Below are 24362 nucleotides of genomic sequence, written 5' to 3'. Positions count from 1 at the left end.
CGTGACACGATGAGCACACGCACCCCGCCAAGTCCGCGTTTTTCCTACAAATCCGACCGGCTGAAGCCATTGCGTGCGTTCTGCCAGACGGTGCGCCTGGGCTCGGTCTCACGGGCGGCTGAGGCACTTTTCGTCAGCCAGCCGGCCATCAGCCTGCAGTTGCAGGCCCTGGAACGGGAACTGGGGGTGCCGTTGTTCGAGCGCAGTGGGCGCCGCCTGGTACCCAGCCGCGAGGGCCAGCTGCTGTACGAGATGGCGCAGCCGCTGGTGGAGAACCTGGACGGGCTGGAGGCGCGCTTCCGCGACAAGGTGCGCGGCCTGGATGCGGGCGAGCTGAACATCGCCGCCAACAGCTCGACGATCCTGTACCTGCTGCCGAAGATCGTCGAGCGCTTCCGCCTGCACCACCCGGACGTGCGCCTGACCCTGCACAACGCGATCAGCGCCGATGGCACCGACCTGCTGCGCGAGGACGCCGCCGACCTGGCGATCGGTTCGATGACCGATGTACCGGCCGACCTGACCTACGCCCCGGCCTACCGCTTCGAGCAGGTACTGATCGCGCCGCACGACCATCCGCTGGCCAGTGGCGGCGAGCTGGAGCTGGCCGACATCGCGCGCTACCCGCTGGTGCTGCCGCCGAAGCGGCAGATCACCTACCGGCTGGTTGACCAGGTATTCCAGCGCCACCGCATCGCCTACACCGTGGCACTGGAAGTGGGCGGCTGGGAGGTGATCAAGCAGTACGTGGCGATGGGCATGGGCATTTCCATCGTGCCGGCGCTGTGCCTGAACGAGGCCGACCGCGAGCGGTTGGCGGCGCGGTCGATGAAGCGCTGGTTCCCCGAGCGCAGTTACGGGGTGATCGTGCGCCGGGGCAAGGCGCTGTCGGCGCAGGCGCGCGCGTTCATCGAGCTGATCCAGCCGGAGTTGTTCAGTCCGCGCGATTACGACCAGAGCGGGCATTCGGAGCGGTGAGGGTGTTCGGCAGGGCTGCGCCCTGCACCTGCTGAAGCCAAAGCAACAGCAAAAGCCTGCTATCCGTAGATGGCGGGGCGGTGTGGGTGGGCAGGACACGCCGTGAACCCATCCCTGGGGGCTCGATGGCGCCATCCATGGCGCCAACGGTCCTGCCCACCCACACCGCCCCGCCTCTGACAGATTCCTGCTGCTGTTGGTATCTGCTGCTGTGGGTAGGTGTCGACCTTGGTCGACACGGTAGATCCACGCCATGCGTGGATGACGGGTGACCGGGGTCAGATCCGTTTTCCGCAGGAAAACGGATCTGACCCCATTTCCGGCTGGCGATGCATAGACTGGGCGCATGTCCATCGAACTCCGCCACCTGCGTTACTTCCTCGCCGTTGCCGATACGCTGCACTTCGGCCAGGCGGCGGAGCGGCTGGGCATGTCGCAGCCGCCGCTCAGCCAGCAGATCCGCCAGCTGGAAGACCTGATCGGGGCGCGCCTGTTCGTGCGCAGCCATCGTCGTGTGCAGCTGACGCCTGCGGGTGAGCTGCTGCAGGAGCGCGCGCGCGCCATCGTGCAGCAGGTGGAAACCGCGGTGGACGAGGTACAGCGCGCGCAGCGCGGCGAGCAGGGCGAACTGCGTATCGGCCTGACCCGGGCCACGCCGCTGTCGCCGCAGATTCCGCGTTCGATCCTGCGCTACCGCCAGCAGTACCCACAGGTGCGGCTGCAGCTGAGCGAGATGAACACGCTGCAGCAGATCGATGCGCTGCTCGACGGTTCACTGGACGTGGGCATCATCCGCAAGCGCGCATTGCCGCCGGAGCTGGTGGCGCACAGCCTGTTCGTCGATCCGCTGGCGTTGATCGTGCATGCCGACCACCCTGCCCTGCGCAGGCTGTCGAAGCAGGGCACGTTGTCGCTACGCGACTTCGCGCAGGAGCCGTTCGTGGCATTTCGCCGCAGCGCGGGCGCGGGCATCCATGACCACATGATCGCGCTGTGCGCGGCCGCCGGGTTCACGCCGCGCATCGTGCAGGAAGCCGGTGAGGCATCGACATTGATCAGTCTTGCGGCTGCAGGCCTGGGTGCGGCGATCCTGCCCTCGTCCTGCGATCACATCCGCGTGGAAGGCGCGCGCTTCGTGGCGCTGGCCGACGCCGGTGCGCATTCGGAGGTGCAGCTGGCGTGGCATCGCGAGGGCGTCACGCCGCTGATCCGCAACTTCGCCGGGCTGCTGCGCGGGGCGTTCGCCGAAGGATGAAGTGCCACCCACCTAGGTTTGGTAGACGCCAACCTTGGTTGGCTGCCGTGCCAGAGCGCCGACCAAGGTCGGCATCTACCAGAGCAACGCCGCGCCCGTGCGGAACGCGAGGCTGGCGTCAGGCCGTGACCGGCTGCGGCGCGCGCTGCTGCAGCGCCCAGACGATGCCGCCCCCGATCAGGGTCAGCACGGCAGCGAACGCGCACACGCCCAGCCAGTCCCAGGCCGCGTAGGCCAGGCCACCCACCCCGCCCAGCACGCTGGAGCCCAGGTAGTAGGCGAACAGGTACAGCGCCGACGCTTCCGCGCGCATCGTACCGGCACGGCTGCCGACCCAGCTGCTGGCCACCGAGTGGCCACCGAAGAAGCCGAAGGTCACCAGCGCGATGCCCAGTGCCATCGTGCTCAGCCACGGCATCGCCAGCAGCGCGATGCCGGCGCCGATCAGCGCGAACGAGATCGACAGGATGCGGCCGCGCCCGTACCGCGTAGCCTGCTGGCCCATCCACGCCGAACTGAAGGTGCCCACCAGGTACACGCTGAAGATCAGCCCGACCACGGTCTGGCTGAGGTGGTACGGCGGCGCCAGCAAGTGATAGCCCAGGTAGTTGTAGAGGGTGACGAACACGCCCATCAGCACGAACGAGGTGGCGAACAGCCACGGCAGGCCCCGGTCGGCGAACAGCGTGCGCCAGCGCGACGGCAACTCGCGCAGGCCATCGCGTCGCGCGCTGAAATGGCGCGACGGCGGCAGCTGCAGCCACAGCAGCACGGTACTGGCGATGGCGATGATCGAGACCACGCCGATGCCCCAGCGCCAGCCCCAGTGATCGGCGATGATGCCGGCCAGCAGGCGCCCGCTCATGCCACCGATGGCGTTGCCGCCGATGTACAGGCCCATCGCCAGGCCCAGCGCGCGGCTGTCCATCTCCTCGACCAGGTAGGTCATCGCCACTGCCGGCACGCCGCTCAGCGCCAGGCCAAGCAGGGTGCGCAGCACCAGCAGCGTGGTCCAGTCGTCCACCAGCGCCGTGCTCAGCGACAGCATGGCCGAGGCCAGCAGCGCGGCAATCATCAACGGGCGACGGCCGACCGCATCGGACAGCAGGCCGGCCAACAGCATCGCCACCGCCAGCGTGCCGGTGGTCAGCGACAACGACATCGCGCTGCCTGCGGCGGACACGCCGAAGTGGCGGCTGAACTCGGGCAGCAGCGGCTGCACGGTGTACAGCAGGCCGAAGGTGGAGAAGCCGGCCAGGAACAGTGCCAGCGCGGTGCGGCGGAAGGCCGGCGTGCCCTGCTGGATGCGGGTCTCGGCGATGGGATCGACAGTGGGGGGGCGGCGCTCGACGGCCGCCGCGGTTTCGCCAGTCATGGGATCGAAGGGCCGGTGGGGCGGCCGGGCATGGGAGGGAACGGGCCTCAGACTAGGCCTGTCGATCCAGTCGATCCATAACCTGATAAGTCAGGATTGATACCCAAGAAGTATCAATTCAGCTTACAGGCGCTGCCACTCGAAACCGTCGCCGCGGCGGTAGTACACCGCCACCGCACGGCCGTAGACCTTGTCGGCGTCGACGAAGCCGAAGAAGCGGCCGTCGAAGCTGTTGCCGCGGTGGTCACCCAGCACCAGCACCTTGCCGGCCGGCACCACCAGATCGGCGATGTCCGGACCGCCGCCCATGTCCAGGTCGAGGCGGGCACGGCGCTCGCCGAAGGCTTCCACGTCCTGCAGATCGGCGATCTGCAGCGGCTGGCCGTTGATGCTCAGATGGCCCTCGCGCATCTGCACGTGGTCACCGGCCACCGCCGCCACGCGCTTGATCAGGCGGGTGCCGTCGGCCGGTGAATCGAACACCGCCACTTCACCGCGCTGCGGGACGCCGGTGGCCATCAGTTCCTTGCCGGTGAACGGCAGGCGCAGGCCGTAGGCGCGCATGTCCACCACCACCCGGTCGCCCGGCTGCAGGGTCGGCTGCATCGAGCCACTCGGCACCACGTAGTGGTTGGCGAGGGTATCGCGGGCGGCGGCGAGCAGGCCGAGCATCACCAGCAGCGGCAATGCTTCCTTCTTCAGCCAGACCAGCGCGCGTTCGGACAAGGGAGGACGGGCAGCAGCATCCATGACAGGCTCCGGGTAGGTGGTAGCTGCATCAGACCACATCCAGGCGGGAGAGGTTCCCGCGACGCGATCCGGTAGAGCCGAGCCCACGCTCGGCTTGTTCCTTGCAGCGTCGCGGTTGCCCGACTGGGGCGCAGAGCGGCCGAGCGCAGGCTCGGCTCTACAGGAAGGGTTACGCAGGTTTTACGCGCGGGACCGGCCGCGGGCATCGCACCTTTACGGGCGGCACGCGCATCGTGTGCCCACCGCGCCGCAGGGCGCATTCCGCAAGGTGTTGTATGACCCTCCTGGTGATCCGCCACGCCTCTTCGTCGGCACCGCGTCCCCAACTGCCGACGCAGCTGGCCGGCCATCGCGTGCTGTGCAGCGACTGCGCCAGCCTGTCCGAGGTACGCCAGTGCCTGTGCCAGCCGCAGGCGCGCTCGGCCGACTGGGTACTGCTGGATGTCGGTACCGCTGACGAGGCGCAATGGCAGGCCGAAGGTGGCGCGCTGCAGGCGGCGCTGGAACGGCTGCCGGCGCAGTACATCGAACTGCAGGCCCCCAGCGAGCCAGGGCTGGATGCGCGCCTGCGCCTGCAGCACGGTCCCGCCGCCGTGGTGGTCGACCAGCGCAGCCAGCAGGCCGGCTACCCGTTGTCGCTGGCCATTGTCGGCCGCCGCCTGGCACAGGAGGGCTGAGCCATGTCGATCTTCATCATCCGTGGCCCGGAAGCGGCCGGCGCCCTGATCCGCACCGCGATGCCGCTGCCGGCACCGGTCCTGAAGTCACTGGTGCATCGTGCGATCGACGCCGGCACCAGCGTGGCGATCCGTGCCTGTGGTTCGGAACAGGAACTGCTGGACGCCCTGCGCGTGGCCGACCACAGCCGCGGCGAGGTGACCCTGCTCGACCCGGGCGCGTGTGCCAACAGCTTGCGCCTGCAGCGCCTGCTGCCGTACCTGCACAACGCCTATGTGGAAGTGCATGACGACGGCGCAGTGGCCGAGCCGTGCCTGCCGGCTGGTGTCGGCCAGCGCCTGGGCATCGCCGCCGGCTACGGCGCGCAGAGCTACGTGCTGGCGCTGGATATCGCGCTGGATCACCTGGGCCTGGCCGAGCAGGCCAACCGGGTGCACGTGGGAACGTAACGCTGTTTGTAGAGCCGAGCCCATGCTCGGCTGCCTTTCCAGGAACTATCAGCCGAGCGTGGGCTCGGCTCTACAGAAGAACGTCGAGCATGGCTCGACGCTACAGAAAGAAAAACGGCGGGGTTGCCCCCGCCGTTTTCGCTTTCTTACTTCAACCCGCGGAACTTCAGCAGCGGTTCCACCGACGGGTCCTTGCCACGGAAATCGCGGTACAGGGTCGACAGTTCCACGCTGTTGCCGCGCGAGAGGATCTTGTCGCGGAACTCCTGGCCATTGGCCGCGGTCAGGCCACCGTGCTCGGTGAACCACTGGTAGGCATCGTGGTCGAGCACTTCGGCCCAGAAGTAGGCGTAGTAACCGGCCGAGTAGCCACCACCCCAGATGTGGTCGAAGTAGGTGGTGCGGTAACGCGGCGGCACCTGCGGCAGGTCGACCTTGAACTTCTTCAGCGCGCTGGCTTCAAAGGCGCCGACATCCTGCAGCGGCGCGTCGGCCTTCTGCGTGTGCCAGGCCAGGTCCAGCAGCGCCGCCGACAGGTACTCGGTCGTCGCGTAGCCCTGGTTGAAGCTGCGTGCCTTGAGGATCTTGTCGACCAGCTCCTGCGGCATCGCCTCGCCGGTCTTGTAGTGCTTGGCGTAGTTGGCGAACACCTTCGGGTCCAGCGCCCAGTGCTCGTTGAACTGCGACGGGAACTCGACGAAGTCGCGCGAGGTCGCGGTGCCGGCGATCGACGGGTACTTCACGTTCGAGAACATGCCGTGCAGCGCATGGCCGAACTCATGGAACATGGTGGTGACGTCGTCGAAGCTGATCAGCGCAGGCTGGCCGGCGGCCGGCTTGGTGAAGTTGCAGACGTTGTAGACCACCGGCTTGGCACCGGTCAGGCCGTCCTGTTCGACGAACACGTCCATCCAGGCGCCACCGGACTTGCTGTCACGCTTGAAGTAGTCGGTGTAGAACAGCGCCAGCGAGGTGCCGTCCTTGTCGAACACTTCGTACACCTTCATGTCCGGGTTGTAGGTCGGAATGTCGGTGCGCGGCTTGAAGGTGATGCCGTACAGCTGGGTGGCGGCGTAGAAGACGCCGTTCTGCAGCACGTTGTCCAGTTCGAAGTACGGCTTGATCTGCGACTCGTCCAGATCGTACTTGGCCTTGCGCACCTGCTCGGCGTAGAAGTCCCAGTCCGAAGCGGCGACCTGGAACCCACCCTTCTGCGCGTCGATGACCTTCTGGATCTCGCCGGCTTCGGCACGCGCCTTGGCAGTGGCGGCCGGCACGGTATCGGTCAGCAGCTTGAGCGCGGCGGCCGGGGTCTTGGCCATCTGGTCGCCCAGCTGGTAGTCGGCGAAGGTGTCGAAGCCGAGCAGCTTGGCCTTCTGCGCACGCAGCTGGGCCAGGCGCTGCACGGTCTGCCGGGTGTCGTTGGCATCGCCGCGCTCGGCGCGGGTTTCCGAGGCCTTCAGCACGGCGGCGCGCTGGTCGCGGTCGCTCAGCGAGCCGAGCACCGGCTGCTGGGTGGTGTTCTGCAGCGGCAGCAGGAACTTGCCATCCAGCTTGCGGTCCTTGGCGGCGGCGGCAGCGTTGTTGATAGCGCCCTCGTCCAGGCCGGCCAGCTTGGCCTTGTCGTCAACGACAACGGCCGCAGCAGCGGTGGCGGCCACCAGGCGGGTGTGGAACTGGGTGGAGAGCGTGGTCTCTTCCACGTTGAGCTTGCGCAGGCTCGCCTTGTCGGCGTCGGACAGCTGCGCACCGGCGCGCACCAGGCCATCGTAGTAGTGCTCGACCAGGCGCTTCTGCACCGGGTCCAGCTCCAGCGTGTCACGCTGGTCGTACAGCGACTTCACGCGCGCGAACAGCTTCGGATCGAGGTTGATCTCGTCCTGGTGCGCGGCCAGCTTCGGCGCCACTTCTTCCTGGATCTTCTGGCGTGCGTCGTTGGTATCGGCCTGGACCAGGCCGAAGAAGATGCGCGACACGCGGGTCAGGGTCTCGCCGCTGCGCTCCATCGCCACGATGGTGTTGTCGAAGGTGGCCGGCTCGCTGCTGTCGGCGATCCTGCGCACGTCGGCCAGGTGCTGGCGCATGCCTTCTTCGAACGCCGGCAGGTAGTCGCTGTCCTTGATCTTGTCGAACGGCGGTGCCTGGAACGGCAGCGTGCTCGCGCTCAGCAGCGGATTGGTGGAGGCTTCGGCCGGCTGCTGGGCCGGGGTCTTCTGGGCATCGGACACGGGGGTGGACTCCTTGCCGGAACAGGCCGCCAGCGCCAGGCTGATGGCGGCGGCCAGGACTACGGTACGCGACATGTAAAACGCTCCTTGGGCAGACGGTATGGATACCAGCCCTCCACCCTACTCCTGTCGCGCTCGCCCGGCATGTGCCGGACGTGGCGTCTATGCGGCGGCCTGCAACCGGCTCAGACCGTGCCGCGGGTCTTGCCGATCCAGGGCCGGTAGAACTCGCGGATGGCAGCCATGTCGGCCACATCGTCGCCGCTCGGGGTGAACAGCGGACCGATGCCGATGGTCTTTTCCGGATAGTGGAAATACGCGGTCAGGATCGGTACGTCAGCCATCCGGGCAATCTTCAGGAAGCCGGCCTTCCAGTCCTTCACGGCCTTGCGGGTGCCCTCGGGCGTGATGGCGAACCACATCTTCTCGTTGTTGCGCAGCAGGTCCACGGCCTGGCCGACGGTGCCCTGCGGCGAGCTGCGATCGAGCGGGATCACGCCCAGCTTGTGCAGCAGCGGGCCCAGCGGCCACCAGAACAGCGAGGCCTTGCCCAGCACCTTCACCTTCATGCCCAGCGCGATCTTCGCCGCCATGCCCCACAGGCCGTCCCAGTTGGACGAATGCGGGGCGATGATGAAGACCAGCCTGGGGATGTCCGGCAGGGTGCCGGTCACCTTCCAGCCGCCCATGCGCAGGGTGCAGCGCGCCAGCCAGCGCAGGAAGGCGTTGGGTTTGACCTGCGGCATCTGCGGCGGCACGGCCGGCAGCAACGAAGTCGGGTTGTTCAAGCAATCACTCCCAGTCACGTGATGAGCGCCCGCGCTTGATCTGCGCGCGCCCGCGTTTGGCGTCCAGACGACGCAGTTTCGACCCGAGGGTCGGCTTGGTGGCCTTGCGCGGTTTGGGCACGCTCAGCCCGGCCTGGATGAAGGCCGCCAGCCGCTCGCGCGCATCCTCGCGATTGCGATCCTGGGTGCGGAATCGTTGCGCGTCGATGACCAGCACGCCTTCGCCGGTCATGCGCCGGTCACGCCGCGCCAGCAGGCGCGCGCGCAACGGTTCGGGCAACGAGGGCGAGTTGGCCACGTCGAAACGCAGTTCCACCGCGGTGGACACCTTGTTGACGTTCTGGCCGCCGGCGCCACTGGCGCGCACGAACCGCTCGACGATCTCGCCGTCGGGGATTTCAAGCTGCGCGCTGATGGTGACCGGTCCACTGCCCATCCGCGCATTGTAGCGGCAGGCACGTGGTGAAGTACGCCATCGCGCCCCGTATGCCGCCGATCAGGCACCGAACACGCCGCCTTCGCCTGGGCTGCGGGTATGCTGGCAGTCCCATGTACCGCAGGAAGCCCCGCATGACCCGCTCCACACCCGCCCTGCCGTCCCTGCTGCGCCGCGCCGCCCTGCTGCTGGCGCTGGCCGTGGCCAGCGTTCCGGCCCTGGCCGCCCCGCCGACCGACGGCGACATCAACCGCCTGCTGTCGGCCTCGCGCGCGCAGAGCATGATCGACACCATGGTGCCGCAGATCGAAGCCATGCAGCAGCAGCAGTTCCAGCAGGTGGCCGCGCAGCGCCAGCTCACCGCCCAGCAGCAGGAACAGCTGAAGCGGATCCAGGCCCGGACCAGCCAGACCCTGCGCCAGGCGATGTCGTGGCAACAGCTGCGGCCCATGTACGTGGACCTGTACAAGAAGACCTTCAGCAAGGAAGACGTGCTGGCAATGGCCGAGTTCTACGAGAGCGCGGCCGGCCAGAGCCTGCTGGACAAGACCCCGGCGCTGATGCAGAACGTGATGGTGGCGATCCAGGCGCGCATGCAGCCGCTGTTCGCGGATCTGCAGAAGGACCTGGAAGCGATCGTCAACGAGCCGGAAAAGAAATAACGGGATGCGCCGGGCCACGCCCGGCCGCTGGCTGTAGAGCCGAGCCCACGCTCGGCTTACCGCAGCAGCATCAGGCGTCGTCCACCTGCCAGCCGAACAGGTCCAGCGCCTTCTGGAACTCGCGATCCAGCGGCGCACTGACATCCACGCTGCCACCGTCCGGGTGCGGGAAGCGCAGGCGCTCGGCGTGCAGCAGCATGCGGTGCACGCCCTGCATGCGGAAGATGCGGTTGTGGCGGCCATCGCCGTGGCTGGTGTCGCCGATCATGTGGTGCGACAGGTGCTTGAGGTGCCGGCGGATCTGCCGGAAGCGCCCGGTCTGCGGCTGGCAGCGCAGCAGCGCGTAGCGCGAACTGCTGAACTCACCCACCGGCACCGACAGCTCGCCGGTGGCCAGGCGCTGGAAGTCGGTGACCGCCGGCTTCTTCACCGGCTTGCCCGGGCCGCCGTCCAGGTCATGGTCCACCCGCCAGGACAGCTCGGCCGGCCAGCCCCGGCAGACCGTCAGGTAGTCCTTGGCCACTTCACCCCCCATCAACGCCTTGCCCAGCGCACTGGCGGTCTCGCGGTCGAAGGCCAGCAGCAGGCAGCCGCTGGTGGCCCGGTCCAGGCGGTGCACGAGGAAGATCGGGCGGCCCAGCTGCTCGCGCAGGCGGTCGGCCAGGAAATCATCTTCGCCACGGGCCAGCTTGCTGTCGTGGACCATCAGCCCGGCGGGCTTGTTGACCACGGCCAGGCGCTCGTCCAGGTGCAGCAGCTGCAGGGGCGCGGTTTCGGTCTCGACCGCGGCGAGGGTGTCAGGTTCGGTGCTCACCGCAGGATTATACGGGCGCCCTGATCGGGGTCAGATCCCTTTTCCTGCGGAAAAGGGATCTGACCCCGGGTTGGTGGCGCGGCGGTCAAGCGTTGCGCACGGCCAGAAGCTCGCCGTTGCCCACCGGCACCAGGCTGGTGCCGAAGTCCTGATCGGCATCCAGCAACGCGCGCAACGGTTCCATCTGCGCGGCGTGCGAGGTGGCGTTGTCCACCACCAGCAGGCCCCCCCGCCGCAGCACACGGCGCAGCTGCGGCCACCAGCCGGCGTACTGTTCGCGGTCCGAATCGAGGAACAGCAGGTCAATGCTGGCATCGGCGGCCTGTGCCAGCCACTGCCCGGCATCGCCGTGGACCAGCGTGATGCGATCGGCAAGGCCACTGCGCGCGAAGGCGTCACGCGCCATCGCCACCTTGTCCGCGGCGTATTCCAGCGTCGTCACGTGTCCGTCGATGGCGGCTGCGGCTTCGGCAATCCACAGCGTGGAATAACCGTTGGAGGTGCCGATCTCCAGCACCCGGCGCGCATTGCCGAAACGCACCAGCACCGACAGGAATTCACCGGTGTCCGGCGTGATGTTGAGCATGCGCCGGGCGCGCTCGGTTTCATGCGCGTCGTTTTCAGCACCGAAGCGTGCCAGTTCGTTCTTCAATTCCGAAAGCTGCATCGTCATTGCTTCTTTCATTTGCCACAGCAAGGGTGAGCATTGTGGCCTGTCCGGCCACATTTCGTACTTCTCTTAAGCCTGTACTCCGATGAGGTTGCGATAGTTCCCGCCTTCTTCACGCGGGATGGTCCACCGGCCCGCGGCCCTCATTGGTTTCCGCAAGGACACGGCCATGGTTCTCGACATTCTGGCAATCGGCGCCCACCCCGACGACATCGAACTCGGTTGCGGCGGCAGCCTGGCCAAGCTGGCCCGCGACGGTGCACGCATCCATGCGCTGGTGCTCAGCCGTGGTGGCCGTGGCTGCCATGCCGGCATCGACCGCAGCGACGAATCCCACCGCGCGTTGCGCCGCCTGGGTGTGACCGAGGTGATCCAGCAGGATTTCCCGGATACGCGCTTTCCTGCCTGCCGCAACGACATCGTCGCGGTGATCGAGCAGGCCTGCGCGCAGATCGCACCGCATCGCGTCTACACGATGTGCGGCGAAGACCACCACCAGGACCATCGCACCGTCCATGAAGCGTCAATCATCGCCTGCCGCAGCATCCCGCAGATCCTCTGCTACGAGAGCCCCAGCACCCTGCCGCAGTTCGCACCGCAGGTGTTCGAGGACATCAGCGCACAACTGGACCTGAAGATCCACGCATTGCGCGAGCATGCCAGCCAGGGCGATCGCCACTACATGCAGGAGGACCACCTGCGCTGCCACGCGCAGTTCCGCGGCCAGCAGATCGGCATCGGCCCCAGTGAGGGCTTCGTGCCCTACCGGCTGGTGCTGTGATGAAAACGCTGCTGTTCCTGGCCATGTGTGCCTTCATCCTGGTGCGTGTGTGCGTGCAGGCCTCGCGTCGCCCCAGCACGCGCCTGTACAGCATCGATGCGATCGTGCCGGCCTACAACGAAGCGCCGTGCCTGGAGCGCTCGTTGACCGGCCTGCTGCAGAACCCCTACGTGGCACGGGTGATCTGCGTGAACGACGGTTCGACCGACAACACCGCCCAGGTACTTGATGCGCTGCAGGCGCGCTGGCCCGGGCGCCTCGTGGCCGTGCACCAGGCCAACACCGGCAAGGGCGGCGCGCTGATGCATGGCCTGCGGCACGCCACCGCCGAGCAGGTGTTCCTGACCGACGCCGACACCCACATCGATCCGCGCGGCCATGGCCTGGGCCACCTGCTGGACGAGATCGAGCGCGGTGCCGATGCGGTCGGTGGCGTACCCTCGTCCAGCCTGCAGGGTGCCGGCTTCCTGCCGCATGTGCGCGCCAGCCTGAAGCTGCCGATGATCGTCATCAAGCGCAGCTTCCAGCAGTGGCTGGGCGGCGCACCGTTCATCGTCTCCGGCTCGTGTGGCCTGTTCCGCACCTCGGTGCTGCGCAAGGTCGGTTTCTCCGACCGCACCCGCGTCGAAGACCTGGATATGTCCTGGTCGCTGGTCGCGCAGGGCTACCGTGTCCGCCAGAGCGTGCGCTGCGTGGTCTACCCGCAGGAATGCAACACGCTGGTGGAGGAATGGCGGCGCTGGCGACGCTGGATCGTCGGCTATGCGGTATGCATGCGCCTGCATCGCGGCCTGCTGCTGACCCGCTTCGGCGTGTTCAGCATCCTGCCGATGATGCTGCTTGCCCTTGCCGGCATCGTGCTGACGCTGCAGGTCTGGTTCGGTGCGGCCCAGCTGCATGGGCCGGGTGGCCTCGCCCTGTCGGTGATGCCGTTGTTCTGGATCGGCATCGTCATGTTGCTGGCGGTGATCAGTGCGATCCACCACCGCCGCGCGTCGCTGGTCCCTGCCGCCGCGTTCTCGATGCTGTACGTGCTGCTCGCCTATGCGATCTGGCTGATGCATGGCGTGGCCGGGCTGTTTACCGGCCGCGAGCCGGCACGCGACAAGCCGACCAGGTATCCGCATGTGGTGGAATGACCTCGCCGCCATGGCCGACGCGCTATCGACGCTGCCACCCCACGTCGATTCCAGCGCCCAGGTTTCGCCGCGTGCGATCGTGCGGGGCGAGGTACGGATCGGCGCTGGCAGCCGCATCTGCGACGGCGCCCAGCTGCACGGGCCGGTATCGATCGGCCGCGACTGCCTGATCGGCAACAACGCACTGCTGCGCGGTCCGCTGCACATCGGTGACGGTGTGCGCATCGGCTTTGCCAGTGAACTGAAGAACGCACTGATCGGCGACGGCGCCTGCATCGGCCCGCAGTGCTTCATCGCCGACAGCCGCGTCGACGCCCGTGCCTACCTGGGCGCGCTGGTGCGTACCAGCAACCATCGCCTGGACGGCGCAACGGTCACCGTCCACATCGGCGACACCGTCATCGACAGCCAGCGCGACAAGCTCGGCGCCTGGATCGGCGAAGGTGCCGCGCTGGGCGTCGGCGTGATCATCCTGCCCGGTCGCATCGTCGCCCCGGGCAGCCAGTTCGGCCCGCGCATCACCGTGGAACGAAACCTGCCGCCCGGTCGCTACCGGCTGCTGCAGTCGCTGCATTCCCAACCCCTGGAGTAACCCCATGCGATTGATCATCCGTGGCGCACTACCGTGCGCCCTGCTGCTGGCTGTGTCCAGCGCCCATGCCGGCATCGACCGGGTCTCGGTGCAGCTGGATCATGCCGACTACACCGATGGCTTTGGCAAGCGCGACGTACAGACCGTGGATGTGGCCGGTCGCAGCGGTGACAGCCGCTGGCATCTGGGCCTGGCCCATGGTGAACGCGACTACGGCAGCAAGCGCTTCAGCGGCAATCGGGTGCAGGGCTCCCTGCACCAGCGCTGGAGTCAACGCTTTTCGACCCGCACCGCCTTCACCGCCTCCAACGATGACCCGGTATTCGTCAACCGCCAGCTCAACCAGGACTTCCAGTGGAAGGTGGCACCGCAGACCGTGCTGAGCGTGGGCGGCAAGTACGCCCAGTACCATGCCGGCGCATACGTGAGTGGCTGGTCGGTAGGTGCCTCGCACTACTTCCCGCGCGTGACCACCTCACTGCGCCACGAGCGGCATCGCCAGTCCAATGGGCCCGACGGCCATGGCACCACGCTGTCACTGCGCCTGAAGGATGCTCAGGGCGGTGGTTCGACCCAGCTGTGGCTGGGCAGCGGTACGTCCGGCTACACCGCCGATTCCGATCCGCTGCTGCTGCGCGAACACGATGCACGTCGTGCCTTCCTGCGCCGCAGCCAGCCGCTGGGGGAGCATCTGGTGCTGGACATGGGCATTGGCAAGACCTGGCACAGGACGCGCCTGGACCGCTTCCAGAGCGTGCAGTCGCACCTGGGCCTGGGCTACCACTGGTAGAGCCGTGGCGGGTCGGCGGCGCGTGATGCCGCCGACCCTCGATCAACAGGCTTCAGCGCCACCACGCGCGCGCCAGCGCCAGCGCGCCGACGGCACCGGACACCCAGCTCCACATCGGCAGGTCGCCCCAGTACCAGCCTGGCGGCTGCAGCACGTACACCAGTGCGGCGATGGCCAGCAGGCCGACGCCGGTGATCGCACCGACCGCGCGTTTCTGCAGGCGCTGCACGCTGGCATCGAGCGCGACCAGATCGCGCGAGCGCATCGCCAGCTCATGGCGGCCCTCCACCTGCTGGGTCAGCCAGGCATGTACTAGGCGCGGCATGTCCGGCGCGTGGGTCATGATTTCCGGCAAGCGCTTGCCGATCTCGCGCACGACCCGACGCGGGCTGTAGCGCTCGCGCAGGATCTTCGCCAGCACCGGCTTGGCCACCGCCCAGATGTCGATCTGCGGATCCAGCTGGCGCCCGACACCTTCGATGTTCAGCAGGGTCTTCTGCAGCAGGATCAGCTGCGGCTGCAGGGTCAGCTGGTAGCGCTGCGCCACGCGGAACAGCTTCATCAGCACTTCGGCCAGCGAGATCTGCGACAGCGGGCGGGTGAAGTACGGCTCGCACACCGAACGCACGGCCGCTTCCAGATCATCGATGCGCACGTTGTCCGGCATCCAGCGCGCCTGCACGTGCAGTTCGGCGATGCGGCGATAATCGCGGTTGAAGATGGCCATGAAGTTCTCGGCCAGGTAGTACTGATCTTCCTGCGACAGCTGGCCCATGATGCCGAAGTCCAGCGCGATGAAGCGCGGGTTGGCGCGACGCGACGGATCGGTATCGACCCAGATGTTGCCGGCGTGCGCATCGGCATGGAAGAAGTTGTCGCGGAACACCTGGGTGTAGAACACCCGCACGCCCTTGGCGGCCAGCGCCTTGCGGTCGATGCCGGCCTTGTCCAGTGCAGCGATGTCATCGGACGGAATGCCCCACACGCGCTCCAGGGTCAGCGCGCGCTCGGCGGTGTGGCTCCAGATCACTTCCGGCACGTACAGGTCGTCGCTGTTTTCCCAGAAGCGGCGCAGCACGCTGGCATTGGCGCCTTCGCGCTGCAGGTCCAGCTCAGCGGCCAGGGTGTTCTCGACTTCGGCCACCACTTCGCGCGGACGGATCTTGTCGGCACGCGGATGGGTACGCTCGACCAGGGCGGCCAGCGAATTGAGCAGGGCGATGTCGGCGTCGATCTGCTTCTCGATGCCCGGGCGCAGCACCTTGACCACCACCTGGCGGCCATCGGCCAGCGTGGCCGCATGCACCTGTGCGATCGAGGCCGAGGCCAGCGGTTCGGTATCGAAGCTGGCGAATGCCTCGCTGACCGGCAGGCCGAGTGCTTCCTCGACGATGCGGCGCGCGGTATCGCCGTCGAACGGCTTGACCCGGTCCTGCAGCAGGGTCAGTTCGTTGGCCACGTCCGGCGGCACCAGGTCGCGGCGGGTGGACAGGATCTGGCCGAACTTGACGAAGATCGGACCGAGATCCTGCAGCGCCAGGCGCAGGCGCGCACCGCGCGACTGTACAGCGATGTCGGCCGAAGCACGCGGCACGAACGGTTTGGCCAGGCGCAGCCAGCGCTCAGCCGGCGTGCCGTGCAGCAGGTCGTCCAGGCGGTAGCGCAGGATCACCCGGCCGATGCGGCTTGCCCGCAGCACGGCCTTCATGCGGCACCCCGCAGGCGCTGGACGCGCGCGCCAAGGCGCTCGACGTCATCACGCAGTACGTCCACATCATCGTGGAAGGCATCCAGTTCGGCGCGCGGTACCACGTCGCGCGATTCCTCGGTGATGAACTCGGCAGCGCTGTGGGCCAGATCGATCGCACCCTGGCGCGCGTGCTGCAGGGCGCTGCGCAGGGTGTTGGCCACCTGCACACCCAGTACCTCGCCGAACACGCTGACGAACGGCTGCTGCCAGTCCGGATCGAAACCCTTGGCCAGCTGCTGCAGGCGTCGCGCCAGTTCGGCGTCACCGGCCACGCGTACACGGCCCTTGTTGTTGGACTCGCCGCGCCGTGCGTTGGCCAGCAGCGGCAGCTGCGCCAGCACGCCGGCCAGGCTGCTGCGCACGGCCAGGTCGGCTTCCTGCGCATCCACCGGGCCGACCCGCAGCTGGTCGCCGTCGACGCTGATGCGCATCGCCAGCGACGGCGCTTCCAGGGTCAGGTCGATGTGCCGGCCATCTAGACTGGCCAGTGCATGGCGGGTATCCGGATCCAGCGCCAGCGCGCGGTTCAGGGCGATCTGCAGGGCGCGGCCAGCGACCGGCTTGAGGGACTTGAGCAGGGAAAGAGCCATGTGCGCATTCTACCTGCGTGGGTGGGGGGCTTGCGCCGGGCTGCCGCCCGGCACCCGCGGTAGTGCCGGCCGCTGGCCGGCAAGATCAACATCAAAAGCTGGCGATCCGTGGGATGGCGGGGTGGGTCCCGTTGCTGCGCAACGGGCTCTGACCCCAATGCTGATGGGATCTGGCGTTGGTAGATGCCGACCTTGGTCGGCGCTGGATGTCAGGGGGCCAACCATGGTTGGCCGCTACCCGAGCCGGCAGCCCGGTGATTCATCTGTGCCTCACCTGGGTGGCTATGGAAGGTTCATGCTGTACGGCCACGCAACGCACAGGACATCGCATTCCCATGGCACGGACCCGGGTCGGCATCATCTTCGGGGGCAAATCCTCCGAGCACGAGGTTTCACTGCAGTCGGCGAAGAACATCCTCGATGCGCTTGATCGCGAGCGCTTCGAGCCGGTGCTGATCGGCATCGACAAGCAGGGCCAGTGGCATCTGAACCAGCCGGACACCTTCCTGATCAACGCCGATGATCCGTCGCGCATCGCGCTGCATCGCTCGGGCCAGTCGCTGGCGGTGCGCCCGGGTGCGGAACAGGCACAGCTGCAGCCGTCCGATCCGGCCAGCGCGCTGGGCCAGATCGATGTGGTGCTGCCGATCGTGCATGGGCCGCTGGGCGAAGACGGTGCGCTGCAGGGCCTGCTGCGCATGGCCAACCTGCCCTTCGTCGGCTCGCCGGTACTGGGTTCGGCAGTGGCGATGGACAAGGACGTGACCAAGCGCCTGCTGCGCGACGCTGGCCTGCAGGTGGCACCGTGGTTGTGCATCCGTCGCCACCAGGCGGCAACGGTCGATGTCGATGCCGTGATCGCGCAGCTCGGCCTGCCGCTGTTCGTGAAGCCGGCCAACCAGGGTTCGTCGGTGGGCGTGAGCAAGGTCAAGGACGCAGCGGGCTTCGCCGAGGCACTGGCATTGGCGCTGCGCTACGACCACAAGGTGCTGGTGGAATCGGCGGTGGTCGGCCGCGAGATCGAGTGCGCGGTACTGGGCAACGCGCACCCGCAGGCCAGCCTGTGCGGCGAGGTGGTGGTGCACGACGAGTTCTACGCCTACGACACCAAGTACATCAACGAAACTGGCGCCGAGGTGGTGGTACCTGCGGATATCGATGCCGCAACCCAGGCGCGCATCCAGCAGATCGCACTGCAGGCGTACCAGGCGCTGGAGTGTGCCGGCATGGCGCGCGTGGACGTCTTCCTTACTGCCGGCGGCGGGATCGTCATCAACGAGGTCAACACGCTGCCGGGCTTCACCCGCATCAGCATGTACCCGAAATTGTGGGGTGCCAGCGGAGTCGATTACACGACGTTGATTACGCGCCTGATCGAACTGGCACTGGAGCGTCACGAAGCCGATCGCGGATTGCACAGCGCCGCGTAGCGTTGTGATCGCCCGCAGAGCCGAGCATGGCTCGACTCTGCGGAAAGCGATGCCGGCCAGCGGCCGGCACTACCGGCTAGCCGCGCTTGCGGAACATGGAGATCACCGCAAGGATCAGGAACACCACGAACAGGATCCAGGCGATGTTCGTTGCGGCGCCGGCAATGCCGGAAAAGCCCAGAACGGCGGCGATGATGGCGATGACAAAGAAGATGATGGCGTAATGCAGCATGGCGCTCCTCGCGGGTGGTCGAGCCTTGGATGGCGTGGGTCCATCCTCCCGATCCTGCGGTGTGCAACCAGTGACGGCGATCTATGCAGCAGATGAAGCCTTCAGCCTGCGCAGCCCTTCTTCGATGCTGACCTGCGGCACATAGCCGAAATCCCGGCGGGCCGGCTCCATGCTGTACCAGTGCGGCGTGCACAGCTGCTCGGCCAGGAAGCGGGTCAGCGGCGGCTCGCCACGCAGGCGCAGCAGCGGCCACAGCCGTTCGCAGACCGCGCCGATGCGATAGGCGGTCTTGAAACTGATCGCCTTGTCCACCGTCGGCGCGCCAACAGCGGCCAGCAGCCGGTTGACCAGCTCGCGCATGGGCAGCGGTTCGCCGTTGGAAATGAAGTAGGCCTTGCCCGCACACGCGGCACCCGGCGCCAATGCCTCGAAAGCGAGGAAATGCGCGAGCGCGGCGTTGTCGATGTAGGTGGTATCGACCTTGTTGTTGCCGTCGCCGACCAAGCGCAGGCGGCCCTGACGTGCACGCTCGGCCAGGCGTGGCACCAGCTGCTGGTCACCCGGGCCCCAGATCAGGCGCGGGCGCAGTGCCACCGTCGCCAGCGATACATCGTTGGCGGCCAGCACGCGCTGTTCGGCGATCGCCTTGGTCGCCGCATACGGTGCCTGGAAGTCCTCACCGTACGGCACCTCGTCAGCCCCCAGGCCTTCCACCGGATGCGTGGCGCGGTGGGTCACGCTAGGCGTTGAGGTGTAGACCAGCCGGTTGATGCCGTGCGCGCGGCATGCCGCAATGACATTGTCGGTGCCGACCACGTTGGCCTGGTGGTAGCTGTCATAGCTGCCCCAGGCGCCGGCCTTGGCGCCGTTGTGGAACACCGCATCGACGCCGGCCACCGCGTGCAGCACTGCCTGCGCATCGGCCAGATCGCCGCGGATCTGGCCCACGCCCATGGCCTGCAGTTCCGGGTAGTGGCTGCGGTTGAACGCCAGCACCTGGTGGCCACGTTCGACCAGCCCGCGGCACAGCGCCTGGCCAAGGAAACCACCACCACCGGTGACCAGGATCTTCATGCGCGCTTCTCCAGTTCGGCGCTGGCCCAGACGGCGAGCTTCTCGCGGCCGATCTTGGCGTTGTGACGGATATCGACGGGGAACGCGGGATGCATCAGGAAGTGCTGCAGGCCGGCCTCAGGGGTGCGCGCTGCGGCATGCGCACGCAGCGCTTCCTGCAGCGCCGGGCTGTCGCTCTGGCCACGCTGCAGTTCCACGCACAGCACCGGTACCTGCGCACCCGCCGGGCCAACGCCGACCAGTGCCGTGCGTGCCACGCCGGGCACGGTATTGAACACCGGCTCGACCTGTTCGGTGTACAGCGGCCCTTGTGCGGTTTCCACGCGATGGGTCTTGCGCCCGCAGAACCACAGCCGGCCCTGCACATCGAAGTAGCCCACGTCACCCATGCGATGGACGATGCGGGTGCTGCCATCGGCCAGCGTCTCGCGGATCTTAGCTGCGGCCGTGGCCTGCGGGCGGTTGAAGTAGCTGTCGGTGGCGGTCGGGCCAGCCACCGTGATTTCTCCCACTTCGCCAACCGCCAGCACGCGCGCCTGCGACCAGTCGGCCAGCGGCGCGTCATCGATGGCGATGATGCGCACTTCGTTCGGGGCCACCACGCTGCCCACGCAGGTGCCGGCGCCGGCCTCGGTGGCCGCGCGGGTACGCTCCAGCTCACGCCCCTCGACCACCGCCACCGGCAGGCACTCGGTGGCGCCGTACGGGGTCCAGAACTGCGCATCGGCGGGCAGCAGGCTGCGGATGGTGGCGACCACGTCCGGCGGCACCGGCGCACCGGCCGAGGTCACCCGGGTCACCGTCGGCAACGGCCGGCCATGCCGGGCCAGCACCCGCATCAATGCCGGCGAGCCGAACAGCTGGGTCACGCCGAAGCGCTGGATGGCATCGTGCAGGCGTGCCGGATCGGCCTGCGCCGGCCGGGTCGGGTCCATGTCCGGGATCACCGAGGTCAGGCCCAGCGCCGGGTCGAACAAGGCAAAGGGCGGGAAGGTCGGCAGGTCCACGCCGCCCGCTTCCATGCCGAACGCGCTGCCCAGCAGCTGGATCTGGCCCAGGAAGTGGCGGTGGCGGTAGACCACGCCCTTGGGCACACCGGTGGAGCCGCTGGTGAACAGGATCGCCGCCATGTCCTCGCCATCGGTGTCGGCCAGCATCGCCCCGCCCTTGGCGCCGGCGCGCTCCAGCGCGGCCAGGCTGGTACCGCCCCAGCCGAGGCGGCGGCCAACGGTGACCAGGCGGGTCGCCGACGGCGCCCAGCGCAGCGCCAGCCGCGCCACGTGCGCCAATGGAATGCCGATGAAGGCCTGCGGCTGCGCCTCGTCCAGGCACTGTTTCAGCGCGCGCTTGTCGATGCCCGGATCGACCAGCACCGGCACCGCGCCCAGCTTGAACAACGCGAACATCAGCAGGAAGAACTCCGGCGACGGCCGCACCATCACCACCGTGCGCACTCCACGGCCGATCCCATAGCCGGCCAGGCCGGCGGCCATGGCATCACTGCGGGCGTCCAACTGGCGGTAATCCAGGGTGACATCGTAGGCGGCCATGCCGTTGCCGGCGCCCCGGCGGCCCGGGCAGCGGATGGCGATCTGGTCAGGGCGTTCACGCGCCAGTTCAGGCAGGCGCGCGGCAATGTTGCAGGGTCGGTTCATCCGTTCATTGTCGCCGCTTACGGAATTTCTTGCGCGGCGGCCCACTTCGTGGAAAATCCGCACCCTCGTTCCTGATTCCGACTGCCGCCCGAGGCGGCTTGCCCATGCAACATCCCTGCATGACCTGCGGCGCCTGCTGCACCCAATACCGCGTGGCCTTCCACTGGATGGAATCGGACGAGGTCACCCCCGGCGGCGTGCCGCACCAGCTGACCGAGGTGCTGGACCCGCACCGCCTGTGCATGCGCGGCACCCACTCCAAGCCGGTGCGCTGCGTGGCGCTGGACGCGCAGATCGGCGTGTACTCACGCTGCACCATCCACCCCAACCGGCCCAGCGTGTGCCGTGAGGTGGATGCATCGTGGGAGTACGGCAAGGCCAGCCCGCAGTGCGACAAGGCACGCATCGCCTACGGCCTGGACCCGCTGACGCTGGCCGACTGGCGCTGGCGCGATGACGCCGACAATGACGACGATCACCCGAACGACAACGGCAACAGCCCGTCCTCACCGCCGCAGGCACCGGTCGCGGCGTAGTAGTGCCGGCCGCTGGCCGGCAACCTCATGAACCCTTCGGGTGTGCCGACCAACGGTCGGCACCCACCGGAAGAGGAAGGGGTGGGTGCCGACCGTTGGTCGGCACACCGATCAGATCGGGTTGGCGTCCAGGAACGCGCGGATCTCCGGCACCAGCACTTCGTGCTTGTCTTCCAGCACGTAGTGCCCGGCGTCCTCGAAGGCATGCACCTGGGCCTGCGGCAACGCGGCCTGGAAGCCCTTCAGGAAGTGGTGGTCGAACACGAAGTCGCGCAGGCCCCAGCCGAGGAAGGCCGGTCGGTCGGCGAACGACGGCAGCGCCTTGCCGGCCCGCTCCAGCAGCGACCAGGCCTTGTCGGCCGGCGACAGCGGGATGTCCTGCATGAAACGGATGGTGCTGATGCGGTTGGCCCAGCTGTTGTACGGCGACACGTAGGCGCGGCGCACGTCGGCCGGCATCTTCCGCTCCACGCCCAGCCACGAGGCACCGGACGAGAACGCATTGAAGCTGCGGATGATCCACTCGCCGATCTTCCAGTGGCGGCCCAGCGCGATCTGCCACGGCATCTTCTTCGCCGCCGGCATCGGGAACGCGGCGGTGTTGAGCACCACCAGGCGCTTGACCTGGTCGTGGTGCGACAGCGCCCAGCCGAAACCGATCATGCCGCCCCAGTCGTGCACCGCCAGGGTCACCGGGCCGGTGATGCCCAGGTGCTTCAGCAGCGCATCGAGGTCGTCAACGCGCGACTGCAGCGTGTACTCGTAGCGGCTGTCATCGGGCTTGTCCGACAGGCCCATGCCGATGTGGTCCGGCACGATGCAGCGGTATGTGTCCGACAGGCCGGCCACCAGCGTGCGCCAGTAATAGCTCCACGACGGGTTGCCATGCACCATCACCACCACTTCGCCATCGCGCGGGCCTTCGTCGAGATAGTTCATCGACAGGCCGGGGCGAACCTCGAAGCGCTGCGGGTGGGCGGGGTAACCGGGAAGATCGCGCATGCGGAGCACCTAGGGAGAGTCGCGGCGCAATGTGGAGCCGAGCCGATGCTCGGCTGCTCTCCGGTCCGCTGCGGAAGAGCCGCGCTGCGCGCGTGAGCCGAGCAAGGCTCGGCTCTACAGGAGGTCGGGCAGCAGGCTGCTTACCAGACCACTTCAGCCATCGAGCAGTTCAGGCCGGAACCAATGCCCAGAAGTGCGATGCGATCGCCCTTCTTCAGCTTGCCCAGCTGCTTGAGCTTGCTCAGCACGATCGGCACCGAGGCCGGGCCGATGTTGCCGTGCTCGCCGAAGATGGTCATGACCTTCTTCGGGTCGATGCCGAAGTTCTTGATGAACGCAGCGGTGTGCGGCTGGCTGACCTGGTGGATCACGAACTGGTCCAGCTCTTCCACGGCCCAGCCCAAGGCGATCTTCGCGGCGGTGAAGGTCTTCTGGGCCAGCTTGATGCCTTCGATCAGCAGCAGGCGGGTATCGGTGACCATGCGGTCCAGATTGCCCAGGCACAGCTGGTTCCACTCGGTGGCCGAACGGGTCACGCCACCCTTGTAGCGGGGTGCATCCGGCACCAGTTCCGAGCGCGCCATCACCATCGCGGCGGCGCCCGAACCGGTGGTCAGGGCGGCCAGCTCGTTGCGGAAGTCGTCGGCGGTGACGTCCGGGGCGGTCATGCGCTCCAGGGTCTTCTCGTACACCAGGTTGGCGGTCTCGCCATCCACCACCAGCGCGTAGTCGATGTCGCCACGCTCGATCATGCGCGCCGCGATATCCATGCCGTTGATGAAGGCCAGGCAGGCATTGGCGACGTCGAAGGTCATGCACTCGTCGCTGACGCCGAGGTTGCCCGACACGATCGAGGCGGTGGACGGCTCCAGGTAGTCGCGGCTGACCGAGGTGTTGACCAGCAGGCCGACCTGCGTCGCATCGATGCCTGCGTCTTCCAGCGCCTTGCGGCCGGCCATGGTGGCGGCATCGGACGCAAGCACGCCGTTGTCCCACAGGCGGCGGGCATGGATGCCGGCGATATCGCCGAGCACGTCGGTGCGGATACCGAGGCGATCCAACGTCGGCTGCAGCCGCTCGTTGATTTCCTTGGTCGTCAGCGTATGCGGCGCATCAACGTGTGCCAGGCCGGCGATCGAGACATTCTTGAAGAGCATCGAGGTTAGCGCCAAGGCTCAGGCAAAAGGGGGCGCTATTCTATAACCCCCTGGGCCTTCACCGCATCTTTACGAATTCAGGCTTGGCCGTATGGTGAAGCGTTCAGCGCGGCGGGCACTGGAACGCGGCGAACCGCTGGCTGCCATCGGCGGGCGCGGCGGCGGCCTGTACGGCGTTGGCGCCGGCACTCGGGGCCTCGTTGCGGGCCAGGGTTTCCAGCTCTTCCTGCACGCGCAGCGGGTTGCGGTTGTAGAAGCCGACCTTGCTCTTCACGGTGACCACCACCTCGCCCTTGGCGATGCAGCCGGCCGGAACCGGACCTGCCGGCAACACGCGGGTCGCCTTGCCGGCCGGTTCGATCGGCACCCAGGTACAGGCAGTGACGGTGAGCAGCAGAGAGGAAAGCAGCAGAACGCGCATGGGCAGATCCTGGAAGGGTATGGGGCGATTCTGCCTGAACAGCCTGAATCGGGGGTAGCCGGGGCCGGGGTCAGAGCCCCCTGCGGGGGATCCGACCCCAGGTCGGCAGAGGGGTCGGATCCCCCGCAGG

At 67.6% G+C, this 24362-nt stretch carries 26 protein-coding genes; 11 read left to right on the top strand and 15 right to left on the bottom strand.

The features are described from left to right. Positions 1 to 9: 9 nt before the first annotated feature. Positions 10 to 978: a LysR family transcriptional regulator gene (locus E5790_RS09340; RefSeq protein WP_046427979.1), complete on the top strand. Its 969-nt coding sequence runs from the start codon at positions 10 to 12 to the stop codon at positions 976 to 978. 346 nt (positions 979 to 1324) lie between these two features. Further along, positions 1325 to 2233 carry a LysR family transcriptional regulator gene (locus tag E5790_RS09335; RefSeq protein ID WP_014645561.1) on the top strand — a complete coding sequence of 303 codons (909 nt, stop codon included), beginning with the start codon at positions 1325 to 1327 and terminating at the stop codon, positions 2231 to 2233. A gap of 118 nt (positions 2234 to 2351) precedes the next feature. Here the strand turns inward: E5790_RS09335 and E5790_RS09330 are convergent, their stop codons facing one another. Together E5790_RS09330 and lepB are read right to left on the bottom strand one after the other, a co-directional pair. Further along, the gene (locus E5790_RS09330; protein WP_111206829.1) at positions 2352 to 3608 is read right to left on the bottom strand and encodes an MFS transporter; all 1257 of its coding nucleotides are present in this window, start codon (positions 3606 to 3608) and stop codon (positions 2352 to 2354) included. Positions 3609 to 3731: 123 nt separating this feature from the next. Further along, positions 3732 to 4358 carry a signal peptidase I gene (lepB, locus tag E5790_RS09325; RefSeq protein ID WP_014645559.1) on the bottom strand — a complete coding sequence of 209 codons (627 nt, stop codon included), beginning with the start codon at positions 4356 to 4358 and terminating at the stop codon, positions 3732 to 3734. 275 nt (positions 4359 to 4633) lie between these two features. On the opposite strand from lepB, the gene E5790_RS09320 reads away from it, so the two are divergent. Both E5790_RS09320 and E5790_RS09315 read left to right on the top strand, forming a co-directional pair. Then, positions 4634 to 5035 (top strand): hypothetical protein, encoded by a 402-nt coding sequence (locus E5790_RS09320; protein ID WP_049441787.1) that lies wholly within the window; start codon positions 4634 to 4636, stop codon positions 5033 to 5035. 3 nt (positions 5036 to 5038) lie between these two features. After that, a complete protein-coding gene (locus E5790_RS09315; protein WP_004153636.1) occupies positions 5039 to 5485 on the top strand; it encodes a 3-dehydroquinate dehydratase in 447 nt (148 codons plus the stop codon). A 146-nt stretch (positions 5486 to 5631) separates the two neighbouring features. On the opposite strand, the gene dcp is transcribed toward E5790_RS09315, so the two are convergent. From dcp to arfB, 3 genes are all read right to left on the bottom strand, one after another. Then, the gene (dcp, locus tag E5790_RS09310; RefSeq protein ID WP_049405170.1) at positions 5632 to 7788 is read right to left on the bottom strand and encodes a peptidyl-dipeptidase Dcp; all 2157 of its coding nucleotides are present in this window, start codon (positions 7786 to 7788) and stop codon (positions 5632 to 5634) included. 110 nt (positions 7789 to 7898) lie between these two features. Next, on the bottom strand, positions 7899 to 8501 hold the full coding sequence (locus tag E5790_RS09305) for a lysophospholipid acyltransferase family protein (protein ID WP_014645556.1): 603 nt from the start codon (positions 8499 to 8501) through the stop codon (positions 7899 to 7901). A gap of 4 nt (positions 8502 to 8505) precedes the next feature. After that, positions 8506 to 8937, bottom strand: a complete 432-nt coding sequence (arfB, locus tag E5790_RS09300; RefSeq protein WP_005420755.1) for an alternative ribosome rescue aminoacyl-tRNA hydrolase ArfB — start codon at positions 8935 to 8937, stop codon at positions 8506 to 8508. 134 nt (positions 8938 to 9071) lie between these two features. Between arfB and E5790_RS09295 the strand changes: the two genes are divergently transcribed. Further along, positions 9072 to 9599, top strand: coding sequence for a DUF2059 domain-containing protein (locus E5790_RS09295; RefSeq protein WP_014645555.1), 528 nt, complete (start codon positions 9072 to 9074; stop codon positions 9597 to 9599). A 70-nt stretch (positions 9600 to 9669) separates the two neighbouring features. On the opposite strand, the gene E5790_RS09290 is transcribed toward E5790_RS09295, so the two are convergent. Both E5790_RS09290 and E5790_RS09285 read right to left on the bottom strand, forming a co-directional pair. Then, positions 9670 to 10413 carry a pseudouridine synthase gene (locus E5790_RS09290; RefSeq protein WP_014645554.1) on the bottom strand — a complete coding sequence of 248 codons (744 nt, stop codon included), beginning with the start codon at positions 10411 to 10413 and terminating at the stop codon, positions 9670 to 9672. A gap of 85 nt (positions 10414 to 10498) precedes the next feature. Then, on the bottom strand, positions 10499 to 11086 hold the full coding sequence (locus E5790_RS09285; protein ID WP_111206828.1) for an O-methyltransferase: 588 nt from the start codon (positions 11084 to 11086) through the stop codon (positions 10499 to 10501). A 166-nt stretch (positions 11087 to 11252) separates the two neighbouring features. On the opposite strand from E5790_RS09285, the gene E5790_RS09280 reads away from it, so the two are divergent. From E5790_RS09280 to E5790_RS09265, 4 genes are read left to right on the top strand one after another with little or no spacing between them, the layout of a single operon-like run. Next, complete coding sequence (locus tag E5790_RS09280) at positions 11253 to 11864, top strand: PIG-L deacetylase family protein (RefSeq protein ID WP_014645552.1); 612 nt, start codon at positions 11253 to 11255, stop codon at positions 11862 to 11864. Further along, the gene (locus E5790_RS09275) at positions 11864 to 13003 is read left to right on the top strand and encodes a glycosyltransferase family 2 protein (RefSeq protein WP_014645551.1); all 1140 of its coding nucleotides are present in this window, start codon (positions 11864 to 11866) and stop codon (positions 13001 to 13003) included. Before E5790_RS09280 ends, E5790_RS09275 begins: the two co-directional genes overlap by 1 nt. Then, complete coding sequence (locus E5790_RS09270; RefSeq protein ID WP_032962223.1) at positions 12990 to 13595, top strand: acetyltransferase; 606 nt, start codon at positions 12990 to 12992, stop codon at positions 13593 to 13595. Before E5790_RS09275 ends, E5790_RS09270 begins: the two co-directional genes overlap by 14 nt. Positions 13596 to 13599: 4 nt before the next feature. Beyond that, the gene (locus E5790_RS09265) at positions 13600 to 14385 is read left to right on the top strand and encodes a YaiO family outer membrane beta-barrel protein (protein ID WP_032962225.1); all 786 of its coding nucleotides are present in this window, start codon (positions 13600 to 13602) and stop codon (positions 14383 to 14385) included. A 52-nt stretch (positions 14386 to 14437) separates the two neighbouring features. Here E5790_RS09265 and ubiB read toward each other — a convergent pair whose 3' ends face one another. Together ubiB and E5790_RS09255 are read right to left on the bottom strand one after the other, a co-directional pair. Beyond that, positions 14438 to 16093 carry a ubiquinone biosynthesis regulatory protein kinase UbiB gene (gene ubiB / locus E5790_RS09260; RefSeq protein WP_014645548.1) on the bottom strand — a complete coding sequence of 552 codons (1656 nt, stop codon included), beginning with the start codon at positions 16091 to 16093 and terminating at the stop codon, positions 14438 to 14440. After that, a complete protein-coding gene (locus tag E5790_RS09255; RefSeq protein WP_005420772.1) occupies positions 16090 to 16725 on the bottom strand; it encodes an SCP2 sterol-binding domain-containing protein in 636 nt (211 codons plus the stop codon). The genes ubiB and E5790_RS09255 overlap by 4 nt, the downstream gene beginning before the upstream one ends. A 335-nt stretch (positions 16726 to 17060) precedes the next feature. Here E5790_RS09255 and ddlA point away from each other — a divergent pair, with 335 nt between their 5' ends. Continuing rightward, positions 17061 to 18155 carry a D-alanine--D-alanine ligase gene (gene ddlA, locus E5790_RS09250; RefSeq protein ID WP_111206827.1) on the top strand — a complete coding sequence of 365 codons (1095 nt, stop codon included), beginning with the start codon at positions 17061 to 17063 and terminating at the stop codon, positions 18153 to 18155. Between the two features lie 76 nt (positions 18156 to 18231). On the opposite strand, the gene E5790_RS09245 is transcribed toward ddlA, so the two are convergent. The 3 genes from E5790_RS09245 to oleC form a co-directional block, all read right to left on the bottom strand. Next, positions 18232 to 18387, bottom strand: a complete 156-nt coding sequence (locus tag E5790_RS09245) for a DUF1328 domain-containing protein (RefSeq protein ID WP_005407633.1) — start codon at positions 18385 to 18387, stop codon at positions 18232 to 18234. A gap of 81 nt (positions 18388 to 18468) precedes the next feature. Further along, positions 18469 to 19461 carry a 2-alkyl-3-oxoalkanoate reductase gene (gene oleD / locus E5790_RS09240; protein ID WP_014645546.1) on the bottom strand — a complete coding sequence of 331 codons (993 nt, stop codon included), beginning with the start codon at positions 19459 to 19461 and terminating at the stop codon, positions 18469 to 18471. Continuing rightward, on the bottom strand, positions 19458 to 21116 hold the full coding sequence (gene oleC, locus E5790_RS09235) for an olefin beta-lactone synthetase (protein WP_111206826.1): 1659 nt from the start codon (positions 21114 to 21116) through the stop codon (positions 19458 to 19460). The genes oleD and oleC overlap by 4 nt, the downstream gene beginning before the upstream one ends. Positions 21117 to 21220: 104 nt before the next feature. Between oleC and E5790_RS09230 the strand changes: the two genes are divergently transcribed. Next, a complete protein-coding gene (locus tag E5790_RS09230; protein ID WP_136191731.1) occupies positions 21221 to 21652 on the top strand; it encodes a YkgJ family cysteine cluster protein in 432 nt (143 codons plus the stop codon). Positions 21653 to 21763: 111 nt separating this feature from the next. Here E5790_RS09230 and E5790_RS09225 read toward each other — a convergent pair whose 3' ends face one another. The 3 genes from E5790_RS09225 to E5790_RS09215 form a co-directional block, all read right to left on the bottom strand. Next, positions 21764 to 22654 (bottom strand): alpha/beta fold hydrolase, encoded by an 891-nt coding sequence (locus E5790_RS09225; RefSeq protein ID WP_072167325.1) that lies wholly within the window; start codon positions 22652 to 22654, stop codon positions 21764 to 21766. Positions 22655 to 22794: 140 nt separating this feature from the next. Continuing rightward, entirely contained in the window at positions 22795 to 23811 is a 1017-nt protein-coding gene (locus E5790_RS09220; RefSeq protein ID WP_014035559.1) for a 3-oxoacyl-ACP synthase III, read from the bottom strand. Between the two features lie 103 nt (positions 23812 to 23914). Then, entirely contained in the window at positions 23915 to 24232 is a 318-nt protein-coding gene (locus E5790_RS09215) for a DUF4156 domain-containing protein (RefSeq protein WP_005407628.1), read from the bottom strand. Positions 24233 to 24362 lie beyond the last annotated feature (130 nt).

Origin of the sequence: Stenotrophomonas sp. PAMC25021 (genome assembly GCF_004795795.1) — a bacterium.
GTDB lineage: Bacteria > Pseudomonadota > Gammaproteobacteria > Xanthomonadales > Xanthomonadaceae > Stenotrophomonas > Stenotrophomonas muris.
The sequence above is the reverse complement of the archived record's forward strand: the minus strand, read 5'-3'. Positions and strand labels throughout refer to the sequence as shown.